General features: G+C 72.7%; 20 protein-coding genes. 17 read left to right on the forward strand and 3 right to left on the reverse strand.

Annotation, left to right across the window (positions count from 1 at the left end; all coding sequences use genetic code 11):
- Positions 1–3 precede the first annotated feature (3 nt).
- From tilS to AAG742_RS00415, 11 genes are all read left to right on the forward strand, one after another.
- The gene (tilS, locus tag AAG742_RS00365) at positions 4–1275 is read left to right on the forward strand and encodes a tRNA lysidine(34) synthetase TilS (protein WP_298710741.1); all 1272 of its coding nucleotides are present in this window, start codon (positions 4–6) and stop codon (positions 1273–1275) included.
- Positions 1276–1327: 52 nt separating this feature from the next.
- The gene (gene hpt / locus AAG742_RS00370; RefSeq protein WP_298710738.1) at positions 1328–1879 is read left to right on the forward strand and encodes a hypoxanthine phosphoribosyltransferase; all 552 of its coding nucleotides are present in this window, start codon (positions 1328–1330) and stop codon (positions 1877–1879) included.
- A gap of 177 nt (positions 1880–2056) precedes the next feature.
- Entirely contained in the window at positions 2057–4144 is a 2088-nt protein-coding gene (ftsH, locus tag AAG742_RS00375; protein ID WP_298710735.1) for an ATP-dependent zinc metalloprotease FtsH, read from the forward strand.
- A 32-nt stretch (positions 4145–4176) separates the two neighbouring features.
- Entirely contained in the window at positions 4177–4797 is a 621-nt protein-coding gene (gene folE, locus AAG742_RS00380) for a GTP cyclohydrolase I FolE (RefSeq protein ID WP_298710877.1), read from the forward strand.
- A gap of 49 nt (positions 4798–4846) precedes the next feature.
- Positions 4847–5743 carry a dihydropteroate synthase gene (folP, locus tag AAG742_RS00385; protein ID WP_298710732.1) on the forward strand — a complete coding sequence of 299 codons (897 nt, stop codon included), beginning with the start codon at positions 4847–4849 and terminating at the stop codon, positions 5741–5743.
- Positions 5740–6138 carry a dihydroneopterin aldolase gene (folB, locus tag AAG742_RS00390; RefSeq protein ID WP_248118423.1) on the forward strand — a complete coding sequence of 133 codons (399 nt, stop codon included), beginning with the start codon at positions 5740–5742 and terminating at the stop codon, positions 6136–6138. The genes folP and folB overlap by 4 nt, the downstream gene beginning before the upstream one ends.
- Positions 6135–6740: a 2-amino-4-hydroxy-6-hydroxymethyldihydropteridine diphosphokinase gene (gene folK / locus AAG742_RS00395; RefSeq protein ID WP_298710729.1), complete on the forward strand. Its 606-nt coding sequence runs from the start codon at positions 6135–6137 to the stop codon at positions 6738–6740. Before folB ends, folK begins: the two co-directional genes overlap by 4 nt.
- Positions 6737–7267, forward strand: coding sequence for a DUF3180 domain-containing protein (locus AAG742_RS00400; protein ID WP_343282180.1), 531 nt, complete (start codon positions 6737–6739; stop codon positions 7265–7267). The genes folK and AAG742_RS00400 overlap by 4 nt, the downstream gene beginning before the upstream one ends.
- Positions 7197–7760: a PH domain-containing protein gene (locus tag AAG742_RS00405; RefSeq protein ID WP_343282181.1), complete on the forward strand. Its 564-nt coding sequence runs from the start codon at positions 7197–7199 to the stop codon at positions 7758–7760. Before AAG742_RS00400 ends, AAG742_RS00405 begins: the two co-directional genes overlap by 71 nt.
- Positions 7757–9391, forward strand: a complete 1635-nt coding sequence (locus AAG742_RS00410; RefSeq protein ID WP_298710720.1) for a PH domain-containing protein — start codon at positions 7757–7759, stop codon at positions 9389–9391. Before AAG742_RS00405 ends, AAG742_RS00410 begins: the two co-directional genes overlap by 4 nt.
- A complete protein-coding gene (locus tag AAG742_RS00415) occupies positions 9388–10320 on the forward strand; it encodes a DUF2520 domain-containing protein (RefSeq protein WP_298710716.1) in 933 nt (310 codons plus the stop codon). The genes AAG742_RS00410 and AAG742_RS00415 overlap by 4 nt, the downstream gene beginning before the upstream one ends.
- A 447-nt stretch (positions 10321–10767) precedes the next feature.
- On the opposite strand, the gene AAG742_RS00420 is transcribed toward AAG742_RS00415, so the two are convergent.
- Positions 10768–11601, reverse strand: coding sequence for a fructosamine kinase family protein (locus AAG742_RS00420; protein WP_298710713.1), 834 nt, complete (start codon positions 11599–11601; stop codon positions 10768–10770).
- A 1-nt stretch (position 11602) separates the two neighbouring features.
- A complete protein-coding gene (locus tag AAG742_RS00425; protein ID WP_298710708.1) occupies positions 11603–12079 on the reverse strand; it encodes a low molecular weight protein-tyrosine-phosphatase in 477 nt (158 codons plus the stop codon).
- A gap of 87 nt (positions 12080–12166) precedes the next feature.
- Here AAG742_RS00425 and AAG742_RS00430 point away from each other — a divergent pair, with 87 nt between their 5' ends.
- The 3 genes from AAG742_RS00430 (at position 12167) to AAG742_RS00440 (ending at position 14591) form a co-directional block, all read left to right on the forward strand.
- A complete protein-coding gene (locus tag AAG742_RS00430) occupies positions 12167–12601 on the forward strand; it encodes a DUF3806 domain-containing protein (RefSeq protein ID WP_298710705.1) in 435 nt (144 codons plus the stop codon).
- Between the two features lie 263 nt (positions 12602–12864).
- Entirely contained in the window at positions 12865–13791 is a 927-nt protein-coding gene (locus AAG742_RS00435) for a hypothetical protein (RefSeq protein ID WP_343282182.1), read from the forward strand.
- Between the two features lie 71 nt (positions 13792–13862).
- A complete protein-coding gene (locus tag AAG742_RS00440; RefSeq protein WP_223246359.1) occupies positions 13863–14591 on the forward strand; it encodes an SUMF1/EgtB/PvdO family nonheme iron enzyme in 729 nt (242 codons plus the stop codon).
- Between the two features lie 18 nt (positions 14592–14609).
- Here the strand turns inward: AAG742_RS00440 and AAG742_RS00445 are convergent, their stop codons facing one another.
- Positions 14610–14966 (reverse strand): hypothetical protein, encoded by a 357-nt coding sequence (locus AAG742_RS00445; RefSeq protein WP_061873204.1) that lies wholly within the window; start codon positions 14964–14966, stop codon positions 14610–14612.
- A gap of 625 nt (positions 14967–15591) precedes the next feature.
- Here AAG742_RS00445 and AAG742_RS00450 point away from each other — a divergent pair.
- The 3 genes from AAG742_RS00450 to AAG742_RS00460 are packed head-to-tail and all read left to right on the forward strand — an operon-like array spanning position 15592 to position 19059.
- Positions 15592–15801, forward strand: a complete 210-nt coding sequence (locus AAG742_RS00450; RefSeq protein WP_006213359.1) for a heavy metal-associated domain-containing protein — start codon at positions 15592–15594, stop codon at positions 15799–15801.
- A gap of 41 nt (positions 15802–15842) precedes the next feature.
- Positions 15843–16742, forward strand: coding sequence for a hypothetical protein (locus tag AAG742_RS00455; RefSeq protein WP_343282137.1), 900 nt, complete (start codon positions 15843–15845; stop codon positions 16740–16742).
- A gap of 46 nt (positions 16743–16788) precedes the next feature.
- Positions 16789–19059, forward strand: a complete 2271-nt coding sequence (locus AAG742_RS00460) for a heavy metal translocating P-type ATPase (protein WP_061873202.1) — start codon at positions 16789–16791, stop codon at positions 19057–19059.
- The last annotated feature ends 19 nt before the right edge of the window (positions 19060–19078 follow it).

A 19078-nucleotide genomic window follows, 5' to 3' on the forward strand; every position in this document is an offset into this window, starting at 1 on the left:
CCGGTGACGCTCCCCGCCCTGGACGCGGTCACCCCGTGGCCGCGGCGCGCCCGCTGGCCGGGGGCCCTCCACCGCGCCGTGGCCGCGGTGCGGACGGTCCTCGGACCGGACGCCGACGGCGGCGCGACCGGTGGGCGCGGGCCGAGGAGGGCGCGGGCCGAGGAGGGCGCGCAGGCCCCCCGGGCACTCGTGGCGCTGTCCGGCGGGGCGGACTCCCTGGCCCTCGCGGTGACCTGCGCCGTGCTGACGGCGACGCGCGCCGGGCGGCCGCTGGGTCCGGTGGGCGCCGTCGTGGTGGACCACGGGCTGCAGGACGGCAGCGCGGCGGTCGCGGCGGCCGCCGCGCAGGTCGCCCGCGGCCTCTGCCTGGACCCCGTCACCGTGACGCCCGTGCGGGTGGTCCCCGCGGGGGACGGCCCCGAGGCCGCGGCCCGCACCGCGCGTCGGGAGGCTCTGGCCCGCGCCGCCGAGGCCGCGTCCGCCGACGCCCTCGCCCTCGTGCTCACCGCGCACACCGCCGACGACCAGGCCGAGCAGGTGCTCCTCGGTCTCGCCCGAGGATCCGGCACCCGGTCGCTCGCGGGGATCCCGACGCGCGGGACCCTGCCCGGCGGCATCCCCGTGGCCCGGCCCCTGCTCGGCCTCACCCGGGCGGACACCGAGGCGATCTGCCGGTGGGCCGGGATCGCCTGGTTCGAGGACCCCCACAACCGGGCCCCGGCCCTGCTGCGCTCGCGGATCCGCACCCGCGTCCTGCCGGCCCTCGAGGACGCCGACGCCGGCCTCGGCCCCGGCGTGCGCGACGCCCTCACGCGCACCGCCGCCCTGGCCGCCGAGGACGCCGACGCCCTCGACGCGTGGGCCGGTCGGGAGTTCGCGGGCCTGCTCCTGGGGGACGCGCGTGCCGCTGCGGGTGCTCCGGACCCCGTGGCCGAGGCGGGGCGCCCCGTGGGGGAGGCGCCCGGCGTCGTGGTGGCGCTCAATCTGGACGGGCTGGCCGCCCTGCCGCCGGCGGTGCGCCGCCGGGTGATCGTCCGCGCCGCCCGCCGGGCGGGGGCGGAGGACCTCTCTCGGGAACGGGTGCTCGCCGTGGAGACCCTCGTCACGGGGGCCCGCCGGGGCGGCACGTCGGCCGGTCCCGTGGAGCTGGCCGGCGGCGTGCGTGCGGTCCGGGAGGGGCCCGGAGTGACGTGCGTCGCGGAGTCCTCCGGGCAGGCCGACGGTGGGGGCCCGTGTGCCAGACTGGTCCTCATCCCCCGACGCCCCGGCTGCTGACCGCGACCCGGCGCCGGCCCCACCCGCACGAGCACCCAGGAGCGGCACCCGCATGGACGCACAGGATGTCCGGAAAGACCTCACCCACGTCCTCATGAGCAAGGAGGAGGTCCAGGACACCATCACGGACCTCGCCGCGCAGATCGACCGCGACTACGAGTCCAAGGACCTCCTGATCGTGGCCGTGCTCAAGGGCGCCGTGATGGTGGTCGCCGACCTCACCCGGGCCCTGCACTCGCACGTCGAGATGGACTTCATGGCCGTGTCCTCCTACGGCTCCGGCACCAAGTCCTCCGGCGTGGTGCGGATCCTCAAGGACCTCGACGCGGACCTGACCGGCCGCCACGTGCTGATCGTGGAGGACATCATCGACTCGGGGCTGACCCTCTCCTGGCTCAAGGCGAACCTCGAGTCCCGCGGCCCGGAGTCGGTGGAGATCTGCGCGCTGCTGCGCAAGCCGGACGCGATGAAGGTGGAGATCGACGTGAAGTACGTCGGCCGCGACATCCCCAACGAGTTCGTGGTGGGCTACGGCCTCGACTACGCCGAGAAGTACCGCAACCTGGACTTCGTCGGCACGCTGGCCCCGCACGTCTACAGCTGACCCCCGCCGCCCGCGGGGGAGAGGGGGCTGTCCACCGGCGGCGAACTCCCCGCGGCCCGTCCCCGCGCCGCTCCGCCCGCCCGGTACCGTGGTGCAGTGACCCAAGGCCCGGGCCGCGCCTCCGTGCACCCGGCCCGCGTCCCGCCGGGACATGGCAGACCAGGAGACAGACGGACCGTGAAGAAGCTGTTCAACAAGCCCTACGTCTGGATCCTGCTCGGGCTCCTCGTGCTGGGGATGGCCATCCCGCTGGCCACGAGCCAGGGCGGCCGCGCGATGGTGGACACCAACGTGGGCATGTCCATGCTGAAGGACGACAGGGCCGTGGAGGCCCGCGTGGTCGACGGCGACCAGCGCGTGGACCTCTCCCTCCGTGAGCCCTACGAGCAGGACGGCCGGGACCTCGGCAAGGACGTCTACTTCCACTTCTCCGCGGCGCGCGCGGACGACGTCGTCGCGGCCGTGGACCAGTCCGCGCTGGACGGCTACACGGACGAGCCGGTGCGCAGCAACTGGCTCACCTCGCTGCTGGGCCTCATGGTCCCGTTCCTGCTGATCTCCCTGTTCTTCTGGTTCCTCCTCTCCCGCATGCAGGGCGGCGGCGGCAAGGTCATGCAGTTCGGCAAGTCCCGCGCGAAGCTCATCAACAAGGACAACCCGGACGTGCTGTTCAAGGACGTCGCCGGCGCGGACGAGGCCGTGGAGGAGCTCGAGGAGATCAAGGAGTTCCTCACCGTCCCGGACCGCTTCCACGCGGTGGGCGCCAAGATCCCCAAGGGCGTGCTGCTCTACGGCCCTCCCGGCACGGGCAAGACCCTGCTCGCCAAGGCCGTGGCCGGCGAGGCCGGGGTGCCCTTCTACTCGATCTCCGGCTCGGACTTCGTGGAGATGTTCGTGGGCGTGGGCGCCTCCCGCGTGCGCGACCTCTTCGAGCAGGCCAAGAACAACGCGCCGGCCATCATCTTCGTGGACGAGATCGACGCCGTCGGCCGGCACCGCGGCGCGGGCATCGGCGGCGGCAACGACGAGCGCGAGCAGACCCTGAACCAGATGCTCGTGGAGATGGACGGCTTCGACGCCTCCACCAACGTCATCATGATCGCGGCCACCAACCGCCCGGACGTCCTGGACCCGGCGCTGCTGCGCCCCGGCCGCTTCGACCGGCAGATCCCCGTGGAGGCCCCTGACCTGGAGGGCCGCGCGAAGATCCTCGAGGTCCACGCGCAGGGCAAGCCGATCGCCATGGACGTGGACCTGCGCTCCCTGGCCAAGCGCACCCCGGGCTACACGGGAGCGGACCTGGCGAACGTCATCAACGAGGCGGCGCTGCTCACGGCCCGCTCGAACAACAACGTGATCGACGACAAGGCCCTGGACGAGGCCGTGGACCGCGTGATGGCGGGCCCGCAGAAGCGCACGCGCCTCATGAACGAGCACGAGCGCAAGGTCACGGCCTACCACGAGGGCGGCCACGCGCTCGTGGCGGCCGGCCTGCGCAACTCCGCCCCCGTCACCAAGATCACGATCCTGCCGCGCGGCCGCGCCCTGGGCTACACGATGGTGGTGCCGGAGAGCGACAAGTACTCGGTCACGCGCAACGAGCTGCTCGACCAGCTGGCCTACGCGATGGGCGGCCGCGTGGCCGAGGAGGTCGTCTTCAAGGACCCCTCCACCGGCGCGGCCAACGACATCCAGAAGGCCACCGAGACGGCGCGCAAGATGGTCACCGAGTACGGCATGAGCTCCCGCGTGGGCGCCGTGAAGCTCGGCACGGGGGACTCCGAGCCGTTCGTGGGCGGGGGCTCCGGCAGCTCGTCCCGCGAGTACTCCGACGAGCTGGCCTCCCTCGTGGACGCCGAGGTCCGCGCCCTCCTCGACGGTGCGCACGCCGACGCCCACTGGGTGCTCACCGAGAACCGTGACATCCTCGACCGGCTCGCCTACGAGCTCCTCGAGCGGGAGACCCTCAACCAGGAGGAGATCGCCGAGATCTTCGCGGACGTGCGCAAGCGTCCGGAGCGGGATCTCTGGCTCGCGGCCGACGAGCGCCTCCCCCACGACGTGCCGCCCGTCCTCTCCCCGGCCGAGCGCCGCTCGCGCCGCGACGCGGAGGAGCAGGCGCCCGTCGGCACCTCGGACAGCACGGTGCCGGTCGCTCCCGAGGGCGCGCCGCCGTCGTCGCTGGGCGGAGACGCCCCCGGCGGCACGCCGCCGGCCACCGGCCCGGGCAACGCGCCCGGCCCCGGGAAGGGGCCGACGTGGTGAACCCGGACCTGCTCCTGCACGACGACGGCCCGATGGGCGACGACGACGCGTTCCCGGGCGTGCCCGGCACGTTCGACCCGCGCTCGACCGCCGTGGACCGGCCGCGCATCGAGCGGGCCGTCCGGGAGATCCTCGAGGCGATCGGCGAGGACCCGGACCGCGAGGGGCTGCAGGACACCCCGAAGCGCGTGGCCAAGGCGTACGCGGAGTTCTTCGCGGGCCTGCACCAGAGCCCCGAGCAGGTGCTGGGCACCACGTTCGACATCGCGCACGAGGAGCTCGTGGTGGTGAAGGACATCCCCTTCTACTCCACGTGCGAGCACCACCTGGTCCCCTTCCACGGCGTGGCGCACATCGGCTACATCCCCTCCGCCGAGGGGCGGGTGACGGGGCTGTCCAAGCTCGCCCGGCTCGTGGAGCTCTACGCCCGCCGCCCGCAGGTGCAGGAACGGCTCACCACGCAGGTGGTGGAGGCCCTCATGGAGCACCTGGCGCCGAAGGGTGCGATCGTGGTGGTCGAGGCCGAGCACCTGTGCATGTCCATGCGGGGGGTGCGCAAGCCGGGCGCGAAGACCGTCACCTCCGCCGTGCGCGGGCAGCTGCGGGACCCGTCCACACGCTCCGAGGCCATGAGCCTCATCATGCACGGCTGAGCGACGTCGGGCGCACCCGCGGGCGCCGCCCCCGAACGAGGAGGACACAGTGAGCACGCGTGAGGCCAACCGGGCCCTGCTGGGCGCCCTGCCCGCGGACCGCACCCTGGTGATGGGCATCCTGAACGTCACCCCGGACTCGTTCTCCGACGGCGGCGCCCACGACGCCGTCGGCCCCGCCCTCGCCCACGCGCGGCGGATGCTCGCCGAGGGGGCGGACATCATCGACGTCGGCGGCGAGTCCACGCGCCCGGGCGCGCAGGCCGTGCCCCCGCAGCAGGAGCAGGAGCGGATCCTCCCGGTCGTCGAGGCGCTGCTGGCCGACGGGGCCGTGGTCTCCGTGGACACGATGCACACGGCCACCGCGCGGGCCGCCCTCGAGCTGGGCCCCGTGATCGTCAACGACGTCTCCGGCCTCGTCCACGAGCCGGACATGCCCGAGCTCATCGCCGAGACGGGCGCGCCGTACGTGCTCATGCACAACCGCGGCAAGCCCCAGGCCATGGACGGACTGGCGGAGTACGCGGACACCGTGCCGGACGTGGTGTGCGAGCTGCGCGCCGTGGCGGAGCGCTTCATGGCGGCGGGCGTGGAGCGCGAGCAGCTGATCCTGGACCCGGGGCTCGGCTTCGCGAAGGCCGGCGAGCAGAACTGGGAGCTGCTGCGCGGCCTCGAGTGGCTGCAGGCGATGGGCCACCCCGTGCTGGTGGCCGCCTCCCGCAAGCGCTTCCTGGGCTCGCTCCTGGAGGACGCGGACGGCGCGGCCCCGGAGCCGACCGAGCGGGACGCCGCCACCGCCGCGGTCAGCGCGCTCTCCGCCTTCCACGGCGTGTGGGCCGTCCGCGTGCACGACGTCCCCTCCAGCGCGGCCGCGGTGCGCGCCGCCGCGGCGTGGCGCGGTGCCTCGTGGCTGGGGAGATCCCTCTCGGCCGAGGTGCCGGCGTGAGCGCGGCCGGGCGCGGCACCGCCCCGGACCGCATCCGCCTGACTGGCCTCACGGCCGTGGGCCGGCACGGCGTGTTCGAGCACGAGCGCCGGGACGGGCAGCCGTTCGTCACGGACGTGGTGCTCCACCTCGACGCCGGCCCTGCCGCCGCCACGGACGACCTCGCCCGCACCGCCCACTACGGCGAGGTCGCCGACACCGTGGTCCGGCTCGTGACGGGCGAGCCGGTGGACCTGATCGAGACGCTGGCCGTGCGGATCGCGGCCGCCGTCCTCGCGGAGCAGCCCGTGGTGGAGGCGGTGGAGGTCACCGTGCACAAGCCGCAGGCCCCCATCCCGCACGACTTCGCCGACGCGGCCGTCACGGTGCTCCGCCGCAGGGAGGAGGGGAGATGAGCCCCGCGTCCCACCCCGCCGAGGGGCCCGCCCCGACGCCGGAGCTGGCCGCCCGCCCGGTCGAGCCGGTGACGGCCGTGCTCGCGCTCGGGGCCAACCTCGGGGACGTCCGGGAGACCCTCGACCACGCCGTCGCCGTCATCACCGTCACCCCCGACGTCCATGACGTGAAGGCGTCCCCCCGCGCCGTCACGGCCCCCGTGGGCGGCCCGCCCGGACAGCCGGACTACCTCAATCAGGTGCTCCGGATCCGCACGAGCCTCTCCCCGTGGGAGCTCCTCGGCCTGGCGCACCGGCTCGAACAGGACCACCACCGCCGCCGTTCGGAGCGCTGGGGCGCCCGCACCCTCGACGTCGACCTCATCGCCTACGGCGAGCTGCGCAGCGACCACCCGGACCTCACCCTCCCGCACCCGCGGGCCGCGCAGCGGGCCTTCGTGCTCCTGCCGTGGCTGTGGCTCGATCCCGCGGCCGAGCTCGCGGGCGAGCCCGTCGCGCAGCTCGCCGAGCGCGCCGCCGACGCCGGGGGCGTCCGCCGTGCGGCGCCCCGCCGCGCCCGCCTTCTCGGCGCGCCAGGGCAGGCCGGGAGGGACGCGACGTGACCTCCCTGCGCTCGGCGTGGACCGCCGTCGTGCTGCTGGCTGCCGGTGTGCTCGGCTGGCTCGCCGCCCTGGCCGCGCCCTCGATGGGCCTGCCCGCTCCGGCCGTGGGACGCACCGGCCTCATCACGGCGGCGGCCGTCTGCGTCCTCGTCCTCGCGCTGGCGTGGCGCGTGCGGCGGGACCGCGAGAAGCCCGTGGCCGAGCGCATGGACCCGCTGGCCGCGGCGCGCACGCTGGTCCTGGGGCAGGCCGTCGGCTTCACGGGCGCGGCGCTGGCCGGCTGGCACGCCGGCGTCGCGGGGCAGGTGGCCTCCCACACGGGCACCCGGGCCCCCACCGTGGTGGACGCCGCCCTGCTGACCGTGGGCGGACTGGTGATGCTCGTGGCGGGCCTCGTGGTGGAGGCCTGGTGCAGGATCCCCCCTGAGGAGGATGGCGGCGGCGCGGGCGGGCAGGATGGACTCCCGGGAGGCGGCCGACGGGGCCGCCCCGAGACCGAGGGAGGGTACGCACGTGGCCGGGATTGACCAGGACGGGGTGGTGTTCACGCCCGTCTCGTCCAAGCTGACACCAGTGAAGCTGATCTCCTCGGCGATCGGGCACGTGATCCTCCTGGCAGTCCTCTCCGTGCCGCTCGTGCTGAAGCTCACCGGTGTGTGGGAGGGCATGTGGGCGTGGGCCGCGTGGGGCCTGCCCGCGGTCGTGCTGCTCTCCTGGGCGGCCGACCTCGTCCTCATCCCGCGGAGCGTGCGCGCCATGGGCTGGGCCGAGCGCGAGGACGACCTGCTGTGGCGCGAAGGCCTGCTCTTCCGCACCGTGAACGCCGTCCCCTACGGGCGGCTGCAGTACGTGGACACCTCGGACGGCCCGCTCCTGCGCCGCTACGGCCTCCAGACCCTCACGCTCAAGACGGCGTCCTCCGGCGGCGACGTCACCCTCGAGGGCATCCCCGCCGCCACGTGCGACGAGCTCCGAGAGGTGCTCATGGCCCGCGGCCAGGCCCGATTGGCGGGCCTGTGAGCGCACGCCCCGACCCCGACCTCCACGACGACGACGACGGCTGGGTGCGCGTCCACCCCGCCTCTCCGTGGGTGAAGGGCTGGACCGGCCTGGCCGTGCTCGCCTTCGTGGTGGGGCGCGACGTCGTGGAGCAGGCGGTCGCCCGCGCGCTGGGTCAGGCGGAGACCTCGTCCGGCGACCCCGTGGACCCACAGTCCCTCCTGATCGGCGGGGCGATCGCGGCCGGTGTCCTGCTGCTGGTCTGCCTCGCGTTCTTCTTCTCCTGGTGGTTCACGCGCTTCCGCCTGGGCCGCGAGGAGATCGAGCTGCGGCAGGGGTGGATCTTCCGCAGCCGCCGGCAGATGAAGTACGACCGCATCCAGGCCGTCGACCTCCAGCACCCCTTCGTCGCCCGGATCCTCGGGCTGGCGGCCGTGAAGGTGGAGGCGGCCGACGGCGGGGAGTCCGCGCTCGAGCTCTCCTACCTGAAGAAGCGCCACGCCGAGCAGCTGCGCCGCGAGATCCTGGACCGCGCCTCCGGGGCGGTGACCGGAGACGGCCCGCCGTCGGCCTCGGCCGCGGACCTGCACCGCGCCGCCGACGAGGGTGAGCTCATGCTCACCGTGCCCCCCGGCCGGCTGGTCGGCTCGGTGCTGCTCTCCGGGTCGGTGGCCGGCGTCGCCGTGGCGTTCGCGCTGTGGGCGGCCGCCGTGTCCGTGGCGGCGCGCCTGGTGCCCTCCTCGTGGCTGGACGGCGAGGAGATGGCGGTGCTCGGCCTGATCGGGGCCCCGTCCCTGCCCCTCGGCTTCGCGCTGCTGGGCGGGCTGTGGTCCGGGCTGAACTCCGGCTGGGGGTTCACGGTGCGCCGCTCCCCGGATGGGCTGCGCCTGCGCCACGGCCTCACCGAGACCACCTCCCAGACCATCCCGCCGGGGCGCGTGCAGGGCGTGACCGTCGCCCAGCCGCTGTTCTGGCGGCCGTTCGGGTGGTATCGCGTGAAGGTGTCCGTGGCCGGCTACGGCGGGGGCTCCGGGGGCGAGCGAAGCACGGCCCTGCCGGTGGGCCGCTGGGAGGATGTGCTCCGGGTGCTCACCGTGGCGGCTCCGGATCCCGGGCTCGACGGCGACCCCCGCGCCGAGGCCGGCCTCACCCCCGCCGGCCTCATGCACCTGGGCCTGCACGGCTCCGGGACCGAGGGCGGCTTTCGGCACATCCCGCGGCGCGCCCGCTGGTGGTTCAACCTGCGGTCCTGGCACCGCACCGGCTGCACCACCACGCGCACGCTGCTCGTGGTGCGGCGCGGGCGGTGGAACCGCTCGTTCCAGACCCTGCAGCACGAGCGCATGCAGACCGCGTCGCTGAACCAGGGGCCGGTGCAGCGGCGCCTGCGGATCGCCACCGTCACGGTGGGCATGGCCGGCGCCACAGCCACCGTTCCGGACCTCGACGAGGCGGAGGCCCTCGAGCTGTTCGCCCTCGAGTCGGGGCACGCCGCCCGGTCGCGCCGCCTGGCCGACCGCAACCGGTGGATGGCCCCCGAGGAGCTCGAGCGCTTCGAGCAGCGCACGCGCGAGGTGGCGAGCACCGACGTCGGGCGGCGCGAGCTGGCGGTGGCGGGCGTCGCCGTCGCCCCCCGAGAGGAGAGCGCATGACCGGCGGACTGGACACGAGCCTGGACCCGCGGGAGCGGCCCGGGCGGCTCGGCGTCGGGGTGATCGGCGCGGGGAGGGTGGGCGCCGTGCTGGGCGCGGCCCTGCGGAACGCGGGGCACACCGTCACGGGCGTGCACGCCGTCTCCGAGGCCTCCCGGACCCGGGCCGAGGCGCTGCTGCCGGACGTGCCCGTGCTGGAGGTCCCGGAGATCCTGCGGCGCTCCGAGATGGTGCTGTTCGCGGTGCCGGACGACGTCCTGGGGGAGCTCGTGGCCGGGCTCGTGGCCGCCGGGCACGTGCAGGCCGGCCACCTGCTGGTGCACACCTCGGGCCGCTACGGCGTGGGCGTGATGGGCCCCGTGCGCGCGGCCGGGGCCATCCCGCTGGCCATCCACCCGGCCATGACCTTCACAGGGCTGAGCCTGGACCTCGCCCGACTGCGGGACTGCGTGTTCGGCGTGACCGCGGATCCCGTCGTGCTGCCCGTGGCGCAGGCGCTCGCGGTGGAGATGGGCGGCGAGCCCGTGGTGATCAAGGAGGCGGACCGCGCGGTCTACCACGCGGCGCTGAGCCACGGCTCGAACCACCTCGTCACCGTGACGGCGCAGGCGGCCCAGCTGCTGCGGCAGATCGGGATGGCGGACACCGAGCGGCTGCTGCGCCCGCTCCTGAGCGCCTCGCTCGAGAACGCCCTGGCCGACGGCGACGACGCCCTGACCGGCCCGGTGGCCCGCGGCGACGTCGAGACCGTGCGCGCCCATCGCGACACCCTGCGCGAGCTGGTGGCCGAGGGCATGCCCGCCGACGTGCTGGACACGTGGGAGGCGCTCGCGGCCGCGACCGCTCGGCGCGCCGCCGCCCGCGGGGCCCTGCGCGACGAAGCGGCGGCCCGCGTCCTGGACGTCCTCGCCGAGCCCGACGACGCCTGAGGAGCCCAGCACGTCCACCCCGTCCCGGCGCCGCGCCGACCGGAGGCCGAATGCGTCCGCTGAAGACGTCCACCACGGTGGTACAGCAGCGGTCACTCCTGCGTGGACGCGGCATGACGCTTGACAACGGCGAGGCTCGACGAGGCTCGACGAGGTCGCCCGCACGCTGCCACGGGCGCATGCGCCTCTGGGTGGTGCTGGAGGTCTTGGACTTCTTCGATGTCTCCCGCCTCTTCGACGGCATGCGAGCGGCGGACCGATGGAGCGTGGCGACGCAGAGGGGCCTTCACGTGGAGCTGGCGGCGATGGCCTCGTCACAGGCGAAGAAGGCCACGAAGAACCACCCGTTGGCGCGATGGCCACGATGCCGGGCATGGACTCGTTGCCCGCCGTCGAGAGGGGGCTCCGGGAAGGAGGGGACAGGCCGGGCGCCGTCCTCGGTCAGCCTCAGCCGCCCAGCCGGACCGCCGCCTCGAGGGAGTCCACGACCCGCGGCCCGTAGGAGCCGCCGAAGAGGATCGCGTGCACCAGCAGCGGCACCGCCTGGTACGGCGCCACGCGATCGCGCCAGCCCTCGGCCAGGGGGAACGACTCCTCGTACGCGGCGAACGCCTCCTCGCCGAAGCCGCCGAAGAGCTGCATCATCGCCAGCTCCACCTCGCGGTGGCCGCGGTGCGCGCTCGGGTCGATCAGCCAGGAGCGGCCCTCGTGGTCCAGCAGCCGGTTGCCCGCCCACAGGTCCCCGTGCAGCAGCGACGACGGCTCGGCAGGCCCCAGCACCGCCGCGCCCGGGTGGTCCACGGGTGAGTCCGTCCCGAAACCGTCCGTGAGCTCGGCGAGCCGCTCCGCCGTCGCCAGGGCCGCGGTCGGCACGACGCCGCGCCGCTCCGCCTCGCGGGCCAGCGGCACGATCCGCCGTGCGACCCAGGACTCGGCCCACGTGCCGGTGGGCGTGTAGTCCACGGGAGCCTCGCCGAGATAGCCGATCGGGACGCCGTCGTGGGAGCCGAAGGAGTCGGCCTCACCGGCGGGACGGCGCGACCCGGCGTGCAGGGCGGCCAGCTCGCGGCCGAAGGCCTCCTCGGTCTGCGGGGAGGGGCGGCCGCCGGTCCTCACGCGCCCGATCCGCAGGCTGCCGTCGTCCACGTTGAGCACCTTGGGGACCCGGGCGCCGGCCGCCCCGAGCGCGCGCAGGCCGGCGGCCTCCCGCTCGAAGAAGCGCTCGGGCGCTCCGGCGCGGTGCTTGCGGAAGAACGTGTCCTCGGCCTGGTGCTGGACCATGTCAGACCTGCCCGTCCCGGATCGCGGCGACGACGCCGTCGGCCGCGTCCTCGATCTGGCGGTACATCTCCTCGAACTGCCCGCGCGGGCGGCCCCACGGGTCCGGGACCTCGACCACGCCGGCCGTGTCCACGTCCGAGGCGAACTCGCCGAGCAGGCGGACCTTCGCCCGCTGGGCGTCCGTGGCGGCCAGGCGCCGCGCGTCCTCCAGGTTCATGCGGTCCATCACGAGGACGAGATCCGCCCCCTCGAGGTCCTGCGCGCTGAACTGGGCGCCGACGGTGGGGAAGTCGTAGCCGAGCTTCTCGCCGACCTCCCGGGTGAGCTCGTGGGGCTGTTCGCCCACGTGGTCGTCGGCGGTGCCGGCGGAGGTGACCGCGACGTCGTCGAGACCGGCCTCCGCGATCCGGCGCCGCAGCACGGCCTCGGCGGCGGGGGAGCGGCAGATGTTGCCCAGGCAGACCGTCATGATGCGCATGAGGCCAGTGTCCCAAAGGGCGTGGCAGGGGGCCATGCCCGTTCGGGCGGCGCCGTCGTCGCCCGAACGCCTGGCACGATGGATCCCATGACCGAGCAGCCCGATCTGTCCCCCCTGACCGAGACCGAGCAGGAGTGGGTCAGTGCCCGCCGCGACTTCGCCGCGCAGGAGGGCGTGGACCACCTGGACCTGGACGCCGTGAGCGCCTACTACGACCGTCTCGTGGCCCGGGTCGGCGCGGCGGACGTGGACCCGGACGAGCTGGGAGTGCACCTCGACGTCGTCGTGGTGCTGCTGGGGGAGCACCTCGGCGCCCGCCACGGCATGCAGTGGGTGACCCTGAAGGACGACGAGGGCTCCGAGCTCGGCCTGCGCGACCACCTCTCCGACGCCGTGATCTTCCCGCACTCCGTGGTCGGCGAGAGCTGGAACCACGGCGCCACGGGCTGGATGGGCGAGTACGTCGACTGGCTCGGCACGCAGCTGCAGGAGATCCGCGCGAAGGCCCGCGCCGAGGACTGAGGCGGGGCGCCCGGTGAAGGCTGAGGGGGACGCTCAGGTCGCCACCCGGCCACCCGGCCACCGAACCGCCACCGGACCGCCACCGCGGCTGACCCCTGCGTTCGGGCCGCGACGGACGGGATGCGGCGGCCCGAACGTCGGCACTCTCCTTCGCGGAGGCAGGCGCACACGCCGCTTCCCCAAGGCGTTGCGGCGTGTGCGCCTGCCTCCCGGGGAGGGGTCCGTGTTGCCCCGGTCACACCAGCCCGGATAGAACGGACGGCATGACCTCGCCCGACACCCCGTCCTCGGCCGCCCCCACGCCCGCTTCAGCCCCCACCCCCTTCCACGACCTCTCCGCGTTCGTCGCACTGCCCCGCGTCTCCGGCCTCACCCTGAGCCCGGACGGCACGCGCCTCGTCACCACCGTCGCCACCCTCGACGGCAAGGGCACCGGCTACGCCACCGCACTGTGGGAGCTCGACCCCGCAGGCGAGCGCCCCGCCCACCGCCTCACCCGCTCCCGGGAGGGCGAGTCCGGCGCCGCGTTCGCCGCGGACGGCACTCTCTACTTCACCTCCACGCGCCCGGACCCCTCCGTCGACGACGCCGACAAGGCCGCCGCGCTCTGGGCCCTCCCTGCCCGCGGCGGCGAGGCCCGCGTCGTGCTCAACCGCCCCGGCGGCGTCTCCGCCGTCACGTGCGCCGCGCACGCCGACCGCGTCGTCGTCACCGCGGAGCGCCTGAGCGGCGCGAGCACCGAGGCCGAGCACGCCCGCCTCGTGCAGGCCCGCAAGGACGCCGGCGTCGACGCGATCCTCCACGCCGGCTACCCCGTGCGCTTCTGGGACCACGACCTCGGCCCCGCCCGCCCCGAGCTCTTCCTCCTCGAGGACGGCCCGGACCCGCAGGGCGTCCCGGAGTCGGACGCCAGCGACGACGGCGCCGCCCCCGCCGACGACGCCGCGCACCACCTGCGCCACCTCACCGGCGTCGACCGCTCCCATGCCTTCGGCCTCGGCGCCGAGGTGGCCCCGGACGGCTCGTTCCTCCTCACCGTCGTGGCCACGGCTGAGGCGCGCGGCAACGTCCGCGAGGGCAGGGTCGTGCGGATTGAGCTCCCCACCGGCGAACACCGCGTCCTGCTGTCGAGATGCAGCGAAGATTTCACAAACGCGCAAATATGTTTCATACGACCACGAGCCACTTAGGTATTGACAGTTGAACCCTGTCCGGGTGCAGCTCGTGGTTCTCCAGTCAGCCCGTGTGCGACGCTGACGCCATGAACCAGCCCTCCATGGCCACCCTGTCTTCGGGAAAAATCACCCTGCGTGACGCCCGTCGCGGGACCACACGGGATGTGGAACTGGAGCCCTTCGAGATGGCCGTGCACCCCCTCCGTGACCGGAGCACCGGACGCCCGCTCACGCCTCTGACATGGTTCGAGACCATCAACCTCTGCAACGAGCTATCCAATGCTGAAGAGCTGCAGCCGGCCTACACGCATGCTGGGGACGGACGCTCCGTCACCTGGAACACGAGCGCTGACGGGTACCGATTGCCCACCGAGGCCGAGTGGGAGTACGCCTGCCGCGCCGGAACGACCTCGCCCACCTACGGGCCGCTTGAAGACATCGCCTGGACCAGCCTCGACCACCTTGAGGGCCCCCAGCCCGTCGGCATGAAGAAAGCCAACCCGCACGGTCTGCACGACATGCTCGGCAACATCTGGGAATGGTGCTGGGACTACGCCGATCCCGCCCGCTACGGCGACTACCGCAGTCTGCGCGGGGGTGGCTGGGCGGATGAACCCTGGAGCGTGCGCGCCTCAGTGCGCCGGGGCAGCGCCCCGGACGCCGTCCTGGAGGACGTGGGACTCCGCCTGGCCCGGGGTCTGGTCGGCAGCCCGGGACAAGCTCAGGGCTGGTCCCATGAGGCAGACAGGCAACGAGCCGCCATCTGCGGGCCGCTTCCCGTGGGGTGGACACCCTTGCGGGAGATCTTCGCCTGAGAAGGGAACCGCCCAGCCTCATTCGGCGGAACGGAGCCGATCCGTCGGCAACGACAACATCACCGTCGCGGTGAGATCCGGCGCCTTGGCCACCGCCCTGTCATCGAGCCGCGGCGCCACTGTGACGGCCTCTCGTGAGAACTCCTGGATGCCCACGGGCACCCATGCGTCACCCTCGGTGCGAAGCAGCCACTGTTCGCCCAACGCCTGCAAACCGACGGTGTCAAGCAGTTCTTCGGCCTCGGTCGACTCCATGGGTTCACCGCATCGCCGACGCAGGAGGTCGTAGGGGATGAAGAGGCCTTCGTCGGTCATCTCGATGTACCCGACGTGCTCGCGGTCATCAGCGCGGAGGTGATCTAAAACAGTGGTCACGGTGACAGCCTAGAGTTGTCGACTCGATACCCCAGCCTGCTCCCCGCCCCAGCACGGCAGGGGCGTCCGGCCAGGCTCCCTCACACACCGGATCCCGCCCCCTCTCCGAACGGTTCACGGCGAGTCGCGTGCAGTCTTTGCTGCATCTCGACAACCCCGAGGGTGACGACGTCCTCCACGGGATCGGCCCGGCCACTGACTGTCCCCGTGCTGCTGCGCCCGCGCGCCTTCACCAGGGTCACCGTCAGAGACCCCTGCCTGGGGTCTCCGGCACCGCGCTTCCCGAGCGTTGACCCCACTCACTGACGGGTCTGGGCGCGAGTCGGTTTCGTACCAGTCTTCGCTGCCTTCGTCGATGCGGCAAGGCAGTCCACGGTTCTGATGAGCCGAGGGGTCACTACTCTCCGACGCGCAGCGCCAGAACCCAGCGGATCGCCCCGCAGCATCGGTGCACCACAAGGCACACCTCGGACGCTCCAACCATTGTTTGCAGCACTTGCGCAATGCAGCTCACACGATCGCCTCCCTCCTTGCGGAATACCTGACATGGGTATACGTTTGACTAGTACACGTACCCGGTAGGGGTACTCCCGACGTACAACCCGACATACAAGGAGGACACCTGATGGCTTCGAACGATTACCAGGTGACGGGCATGACCTGCGGCCACTGCGAGATGTCGATCCGCGAGGAGGTCAGCGAGATCCCCGGCGTCCAGGACATCCAAGTCAGCGCGCAGACCGGCAAGCTCAACGTCACCGCCGAGGGCGAGATCGACGACGCCAAGGTCCTCGCGGCGGTCGAGGAGGCCGGCTACTCGGCGGTGCGCGTCTGATGAAGGCCGGAGGACGGCTCGCGCTCTACGGGGCCGGGTTGGTGGTGGCGTTCGGCGGGGCCTTCGGCCTCGCCGGCGCCGTCATTCCCGATAGCTTCGCAGCAGCATGGGCAGAAGGAAGCGGCGTGAACGCACACGGTGAAGGGCACGGCGACGCTGCGCAGGAAACCGCGGAGCCCGCTCTGAACGGGGTCTCCGCAAGCGCGGACGGCTTCGTGCTCTCTCCGGTCCAGGCCCCCACGGCCGCAGGCGAGGATGGAGACCTGAGCTTCCAGATCCTCGACGAGTCCGGCGAACCGGTGACCGAATACACCACCGCGCACGAGAAGGACCTGCACCTGATCGCCGTGCGCACCGACGGCGCCGGCTTCCAGCACGTGCACCCCGAACTCGACACGAGCACAGGCACCTGGTCGGTGCCGTGGACCTGGGACGAGGCGGGCACCTACCGCGTGTACGCCGACTTCACACCCGCGGGCGAGGAAGCCGAAGGCATCACTCTCACCCGCGCAATCGAGGTCGCGGGCGACTTCACCCCTGTCGAGACCGAGGCGCAGCCCACCGACGAGGTCGACGGATACACCGTCTCCCTCAACGGCGACCTCACTGCGGGCACCTCAAGCGAGCTCACCATCTCGGTCGAGCGTGACGGTCAGCCGGTGACCACGCTGGAGCCTTACCTGGGCGCGTTCGGCCACTTAGTGGCGCTGCGCGAGGGTGACCTCGCCTACCTGCACGTCCACGCCGAGGGCGACCAGCCCCAGGCCGGGGACACGGCCGGACCCGACATCGGATTCGCAGCGGAGGCCCCGACCGCCGACCGTTACCTGCTCTACCTGGACTTCCAGGTCGACGGGCAGGTGCACACCGCCGAGTTCGTGATCGACGCTGAGCATGGTGACGGCACGAAGACAGACGATTCGCATTCCGACGGCCACTGACCCGCAGGGCCCGGCGTCGCACGAGAGCTGAGAAAGAAGGAAGAGGATGAGCACATCAGCGCCCCCAACGGGTGGGCCGGACATCGAGTTGGAGATCGGCGGGATGACCTGCGCCTCCTGCGCGAACCGGATCGAGAAGAAGCTGAACAAGCTCGATGGCGTCGCGGCCACCGTCAACTACGCCACTGAGAAGGCTAAGGTCACCGTGCCTGCCGGCTACGATCCGTCACTGCTGGTCGCCGAGGTCGAGAAGACCGGGTACACGGCCGCACTGCCCAAGCCCAAGGACACTACGGCGAACACGTCGGAGACCGAGGCCGGGGAGGAGGAAGACAGTGAGCTCACCTCGCTGCGGCATCGGCTGATCGGCGCGATCGTGCTCACTGTTCCCGTAATCGCGATGGCGATGATCCCCGCGCTGCAGTTCACGTATTGGCAGTGGGCCTCACTCGCCCTGGCCGCACCGGTGATCATCTGGGGAGCTTGGCCGTTCCACAAGGCGGCGTGGACAAACCTCAAGCACGGTGCGGCGACGATGGACACGCTCATCTCGATGGGCACCTCCGTCGCACTGCTCTGGTCGCTCTACGCGCTCTTCCTCGGCACTGCCGGCACTCCCGGCATGACGCACCCCTTCGAGTTCACGATCGCTCCGTCGGATGGCGCGGCGAACATCTACCTCGAAGTCGGCGCGGGCGTGACGATGTTCATCCTCGCCGGCCGCTACTTCGAGAAGCGATCCAAGCGCCAGGCCGGGGCCGCGCTGCGCGCCCTCCTGGAGCTGGGCGCGAAGGAAGTCGCCGTACTCCGCGACGGCGTAGAGGTGAAGATCCCCACCTCTGAGCTGGCGGTCGGCGACGAGTTCATCGTCCGTCCAGGCGAGAAGATCGCCACCGACGGTCTCGTGACCTCCGGCTCCTCCGCGGTGGACGCCTCGATGCTCACCGGCGAGTCCGTGCCGGTCGAGGTCCGCGAGGGCGACTCGGTCACCGGTGCCACCGTCAACGCCGGCGGCCGCCTGGTCGTGCGGGCGACTCGTGTGGGTTCGGACACACAGCTCGCACAGATGGCGAAGCTCGTCGAGGACGCGCAGACCGGCAAGGCCGAGGTGCAGCGTCTGGCCGATCGCATCTCCGGCATCTTCGTGCCGATCGTCATCGTCGTCGCGTTCATCACCCTCGGCGCCTGGCTGGGAGGCGGGTTCCCCGTCGCCGCCGCGTTCACCGCAGCGGTCGCCGTGCTCGTCATCGCCTGCCCCTGCGCGCTGGGTCTGGCAACCCCGACCGCGCTGCTCGTCGGCACCGGGCGCGGTGCGCAGATGGGCGTCCTCATCAAGGGTCCGGAGGTGCTGGAGTCCACTCGCAAGGTCGACACCGTCGTGCTCGATAAGACCGGCACCGTCACCAGCGGCAAGATGACTCTGACCGACGTGATCACTGAGCCCGGTGTGGATCGTGCGGAGCTGCTGCGTTTCGCCGGTGCACTGGAAGACTCTTCCGAGCATCCGATTGCGCAGGCGATCGCCAAGGGCGCGACCCAGGAAGTCGGCCAGCTGCCTACTCCAGAGGACTTCGCCAATGTCGAGGGCAAGGGCGTGCAGGGCATCGTCGAGGGGACCCCGGTCGTCGTCGGCCGCGAGTCTCTGCTGGCGGACTGGTCGCAGAAGCTCTCTCCGGAGGTCGCACAGGCGAAGGCCCAGGCCGAGGGCGAGGGCAAGACGGTCGTCGCGATCGGCTGGGACGGTGCTGCGCGTGGCATCCTGGTCGTCGCCGACACCGTCAAGCCCACGAGCGCCGAGGCGATCCGCGGGCTCAAGGAGATCGGCCTGACCCCGGTGCTGCTCACCGGTGACAACGAGGCCGTGGCCCGCCAGATCGCGTCCGAGGTCGGCATCGACGAGGTCATCGCCGAAGTGCTACCCAAGGACAAGGTCGACGTCGTCACCCGCCTCCAGGAAGAGGGCAAGATCGTCGCGATGGTCGGCGACGGCGTCAACGACGCCCCCGCGCTCGCGCAGGCCGACCTGGGCCTCGCGATGGGCACCGGCACGGACGTCGCGATCGAGGCCTCCGACATCACGCTCGTGCGCGGTGACCTGCGGGCCGCCGTCGACGCGATCCGCCTGTCCAGGAAGACCCTGTCGACGATCAAGACCAACCTGTTCTGGGCATTCGCTTACAACACCGCCGCGATCCCGGTCGCTGCGCTCGGCATGCTCAACCCCATGCTCGCAGGTGCGGCGATGGCGTTCTCCAGCGTCTTCGTCGTCGGCAACAGCCTCCGCCTGCGCGGGTTCACGAGCGTCGCCTCGAAGTGACGTACGAGAACCCACCCAT

The organism is Micrococcus sp. 2A (assembly GCF_039519235.1).
Classification (GTDB): Bacteria; Actinomycetota; Actinomycetes; order Actinomycetales; family Micrococcaceae; genus Micrococcus.

Coding starts and splice junctions, on each gene's coding strand:
- AAG742_RS00460 (WP_061873202.1), top strand. CDS start 16,789: ATGAGCACATCAGCGCCCCCAACGGGTGGGCCGGACATCGAGTTGGAG.
- AAG742_RS00425 (WP_298710708.1), bottom strand. CDS start 12,079: ATGCGCATCATGACGGTCTGCCTGGGCAACATCTGCCGCTCCCCCGCC.
- AAG742_RS00420 (WP_298710713.1), bottom strand. CDS start 11,601: ATGGTCCAGCACCAGGCCGAGGACACGTTCTTCCGCAAGCACCGCGCC.
- AAG742_RS00415 (WP_298710716.1), top strand. CDS start 9,388: ATGACCGGCGGACTGGACACGAGCCTGGACCCGCGGGAGCGGCCCGGG.
- AAG742_RS00450 (WP_006213359.1), top strand. CDS start 15,592: ATGGCTTCGAACGATTACCAGGTGACGGGCATGACCTGCGGCCACTGC.
- AAG742_RS00430 (WP_298710705.1), top strand. CDS start 12,167: ATGACCGAGCAGCCCGATCTGTCCCCCCTGACCGAGACCGAGCAGGAG.
- folK (WP_298710729.1), top strand. CDS start 6,135: ATGAGCCCCGCGTCCCACCCCGCCGAGGGGCCCGCCCCGACGCCGGAG.
- AAG742_RS00440 (WP_223246359.1), top strand. CDS start 13,863: ATGAACCAGCCCTCCATGGCCACCCTGTCTTCGGGAAAAATCACCCTG.
- AAG742_RS00435 (WP_343282182.1), top strand. CDS start 12,865: ATGACCTCGCCCGACACCCCGTCCTCGGCCGCCCCCACGCCCGCTTCA.
- folE (WP_298710877.1), top strand. CDS start 4,177: ATGGGCGACGACGACGCGTTCCCGGGCGTGCCCGGCACGTTCGACCCG.
- AAG742_RS00405 (WP_343282181.1), top strand. CDS start 7,197: ATGGACTCCCGGGAGGCGGCCGACGGGGCCGCCCCGAGACCGAGGGAG.
- hpt (WP_298710738.1), top strand. CDS start 1,328: ATGGACGCACAGGATGTCCGGAAAGACCTCACCCACGTCCTCATGAGC.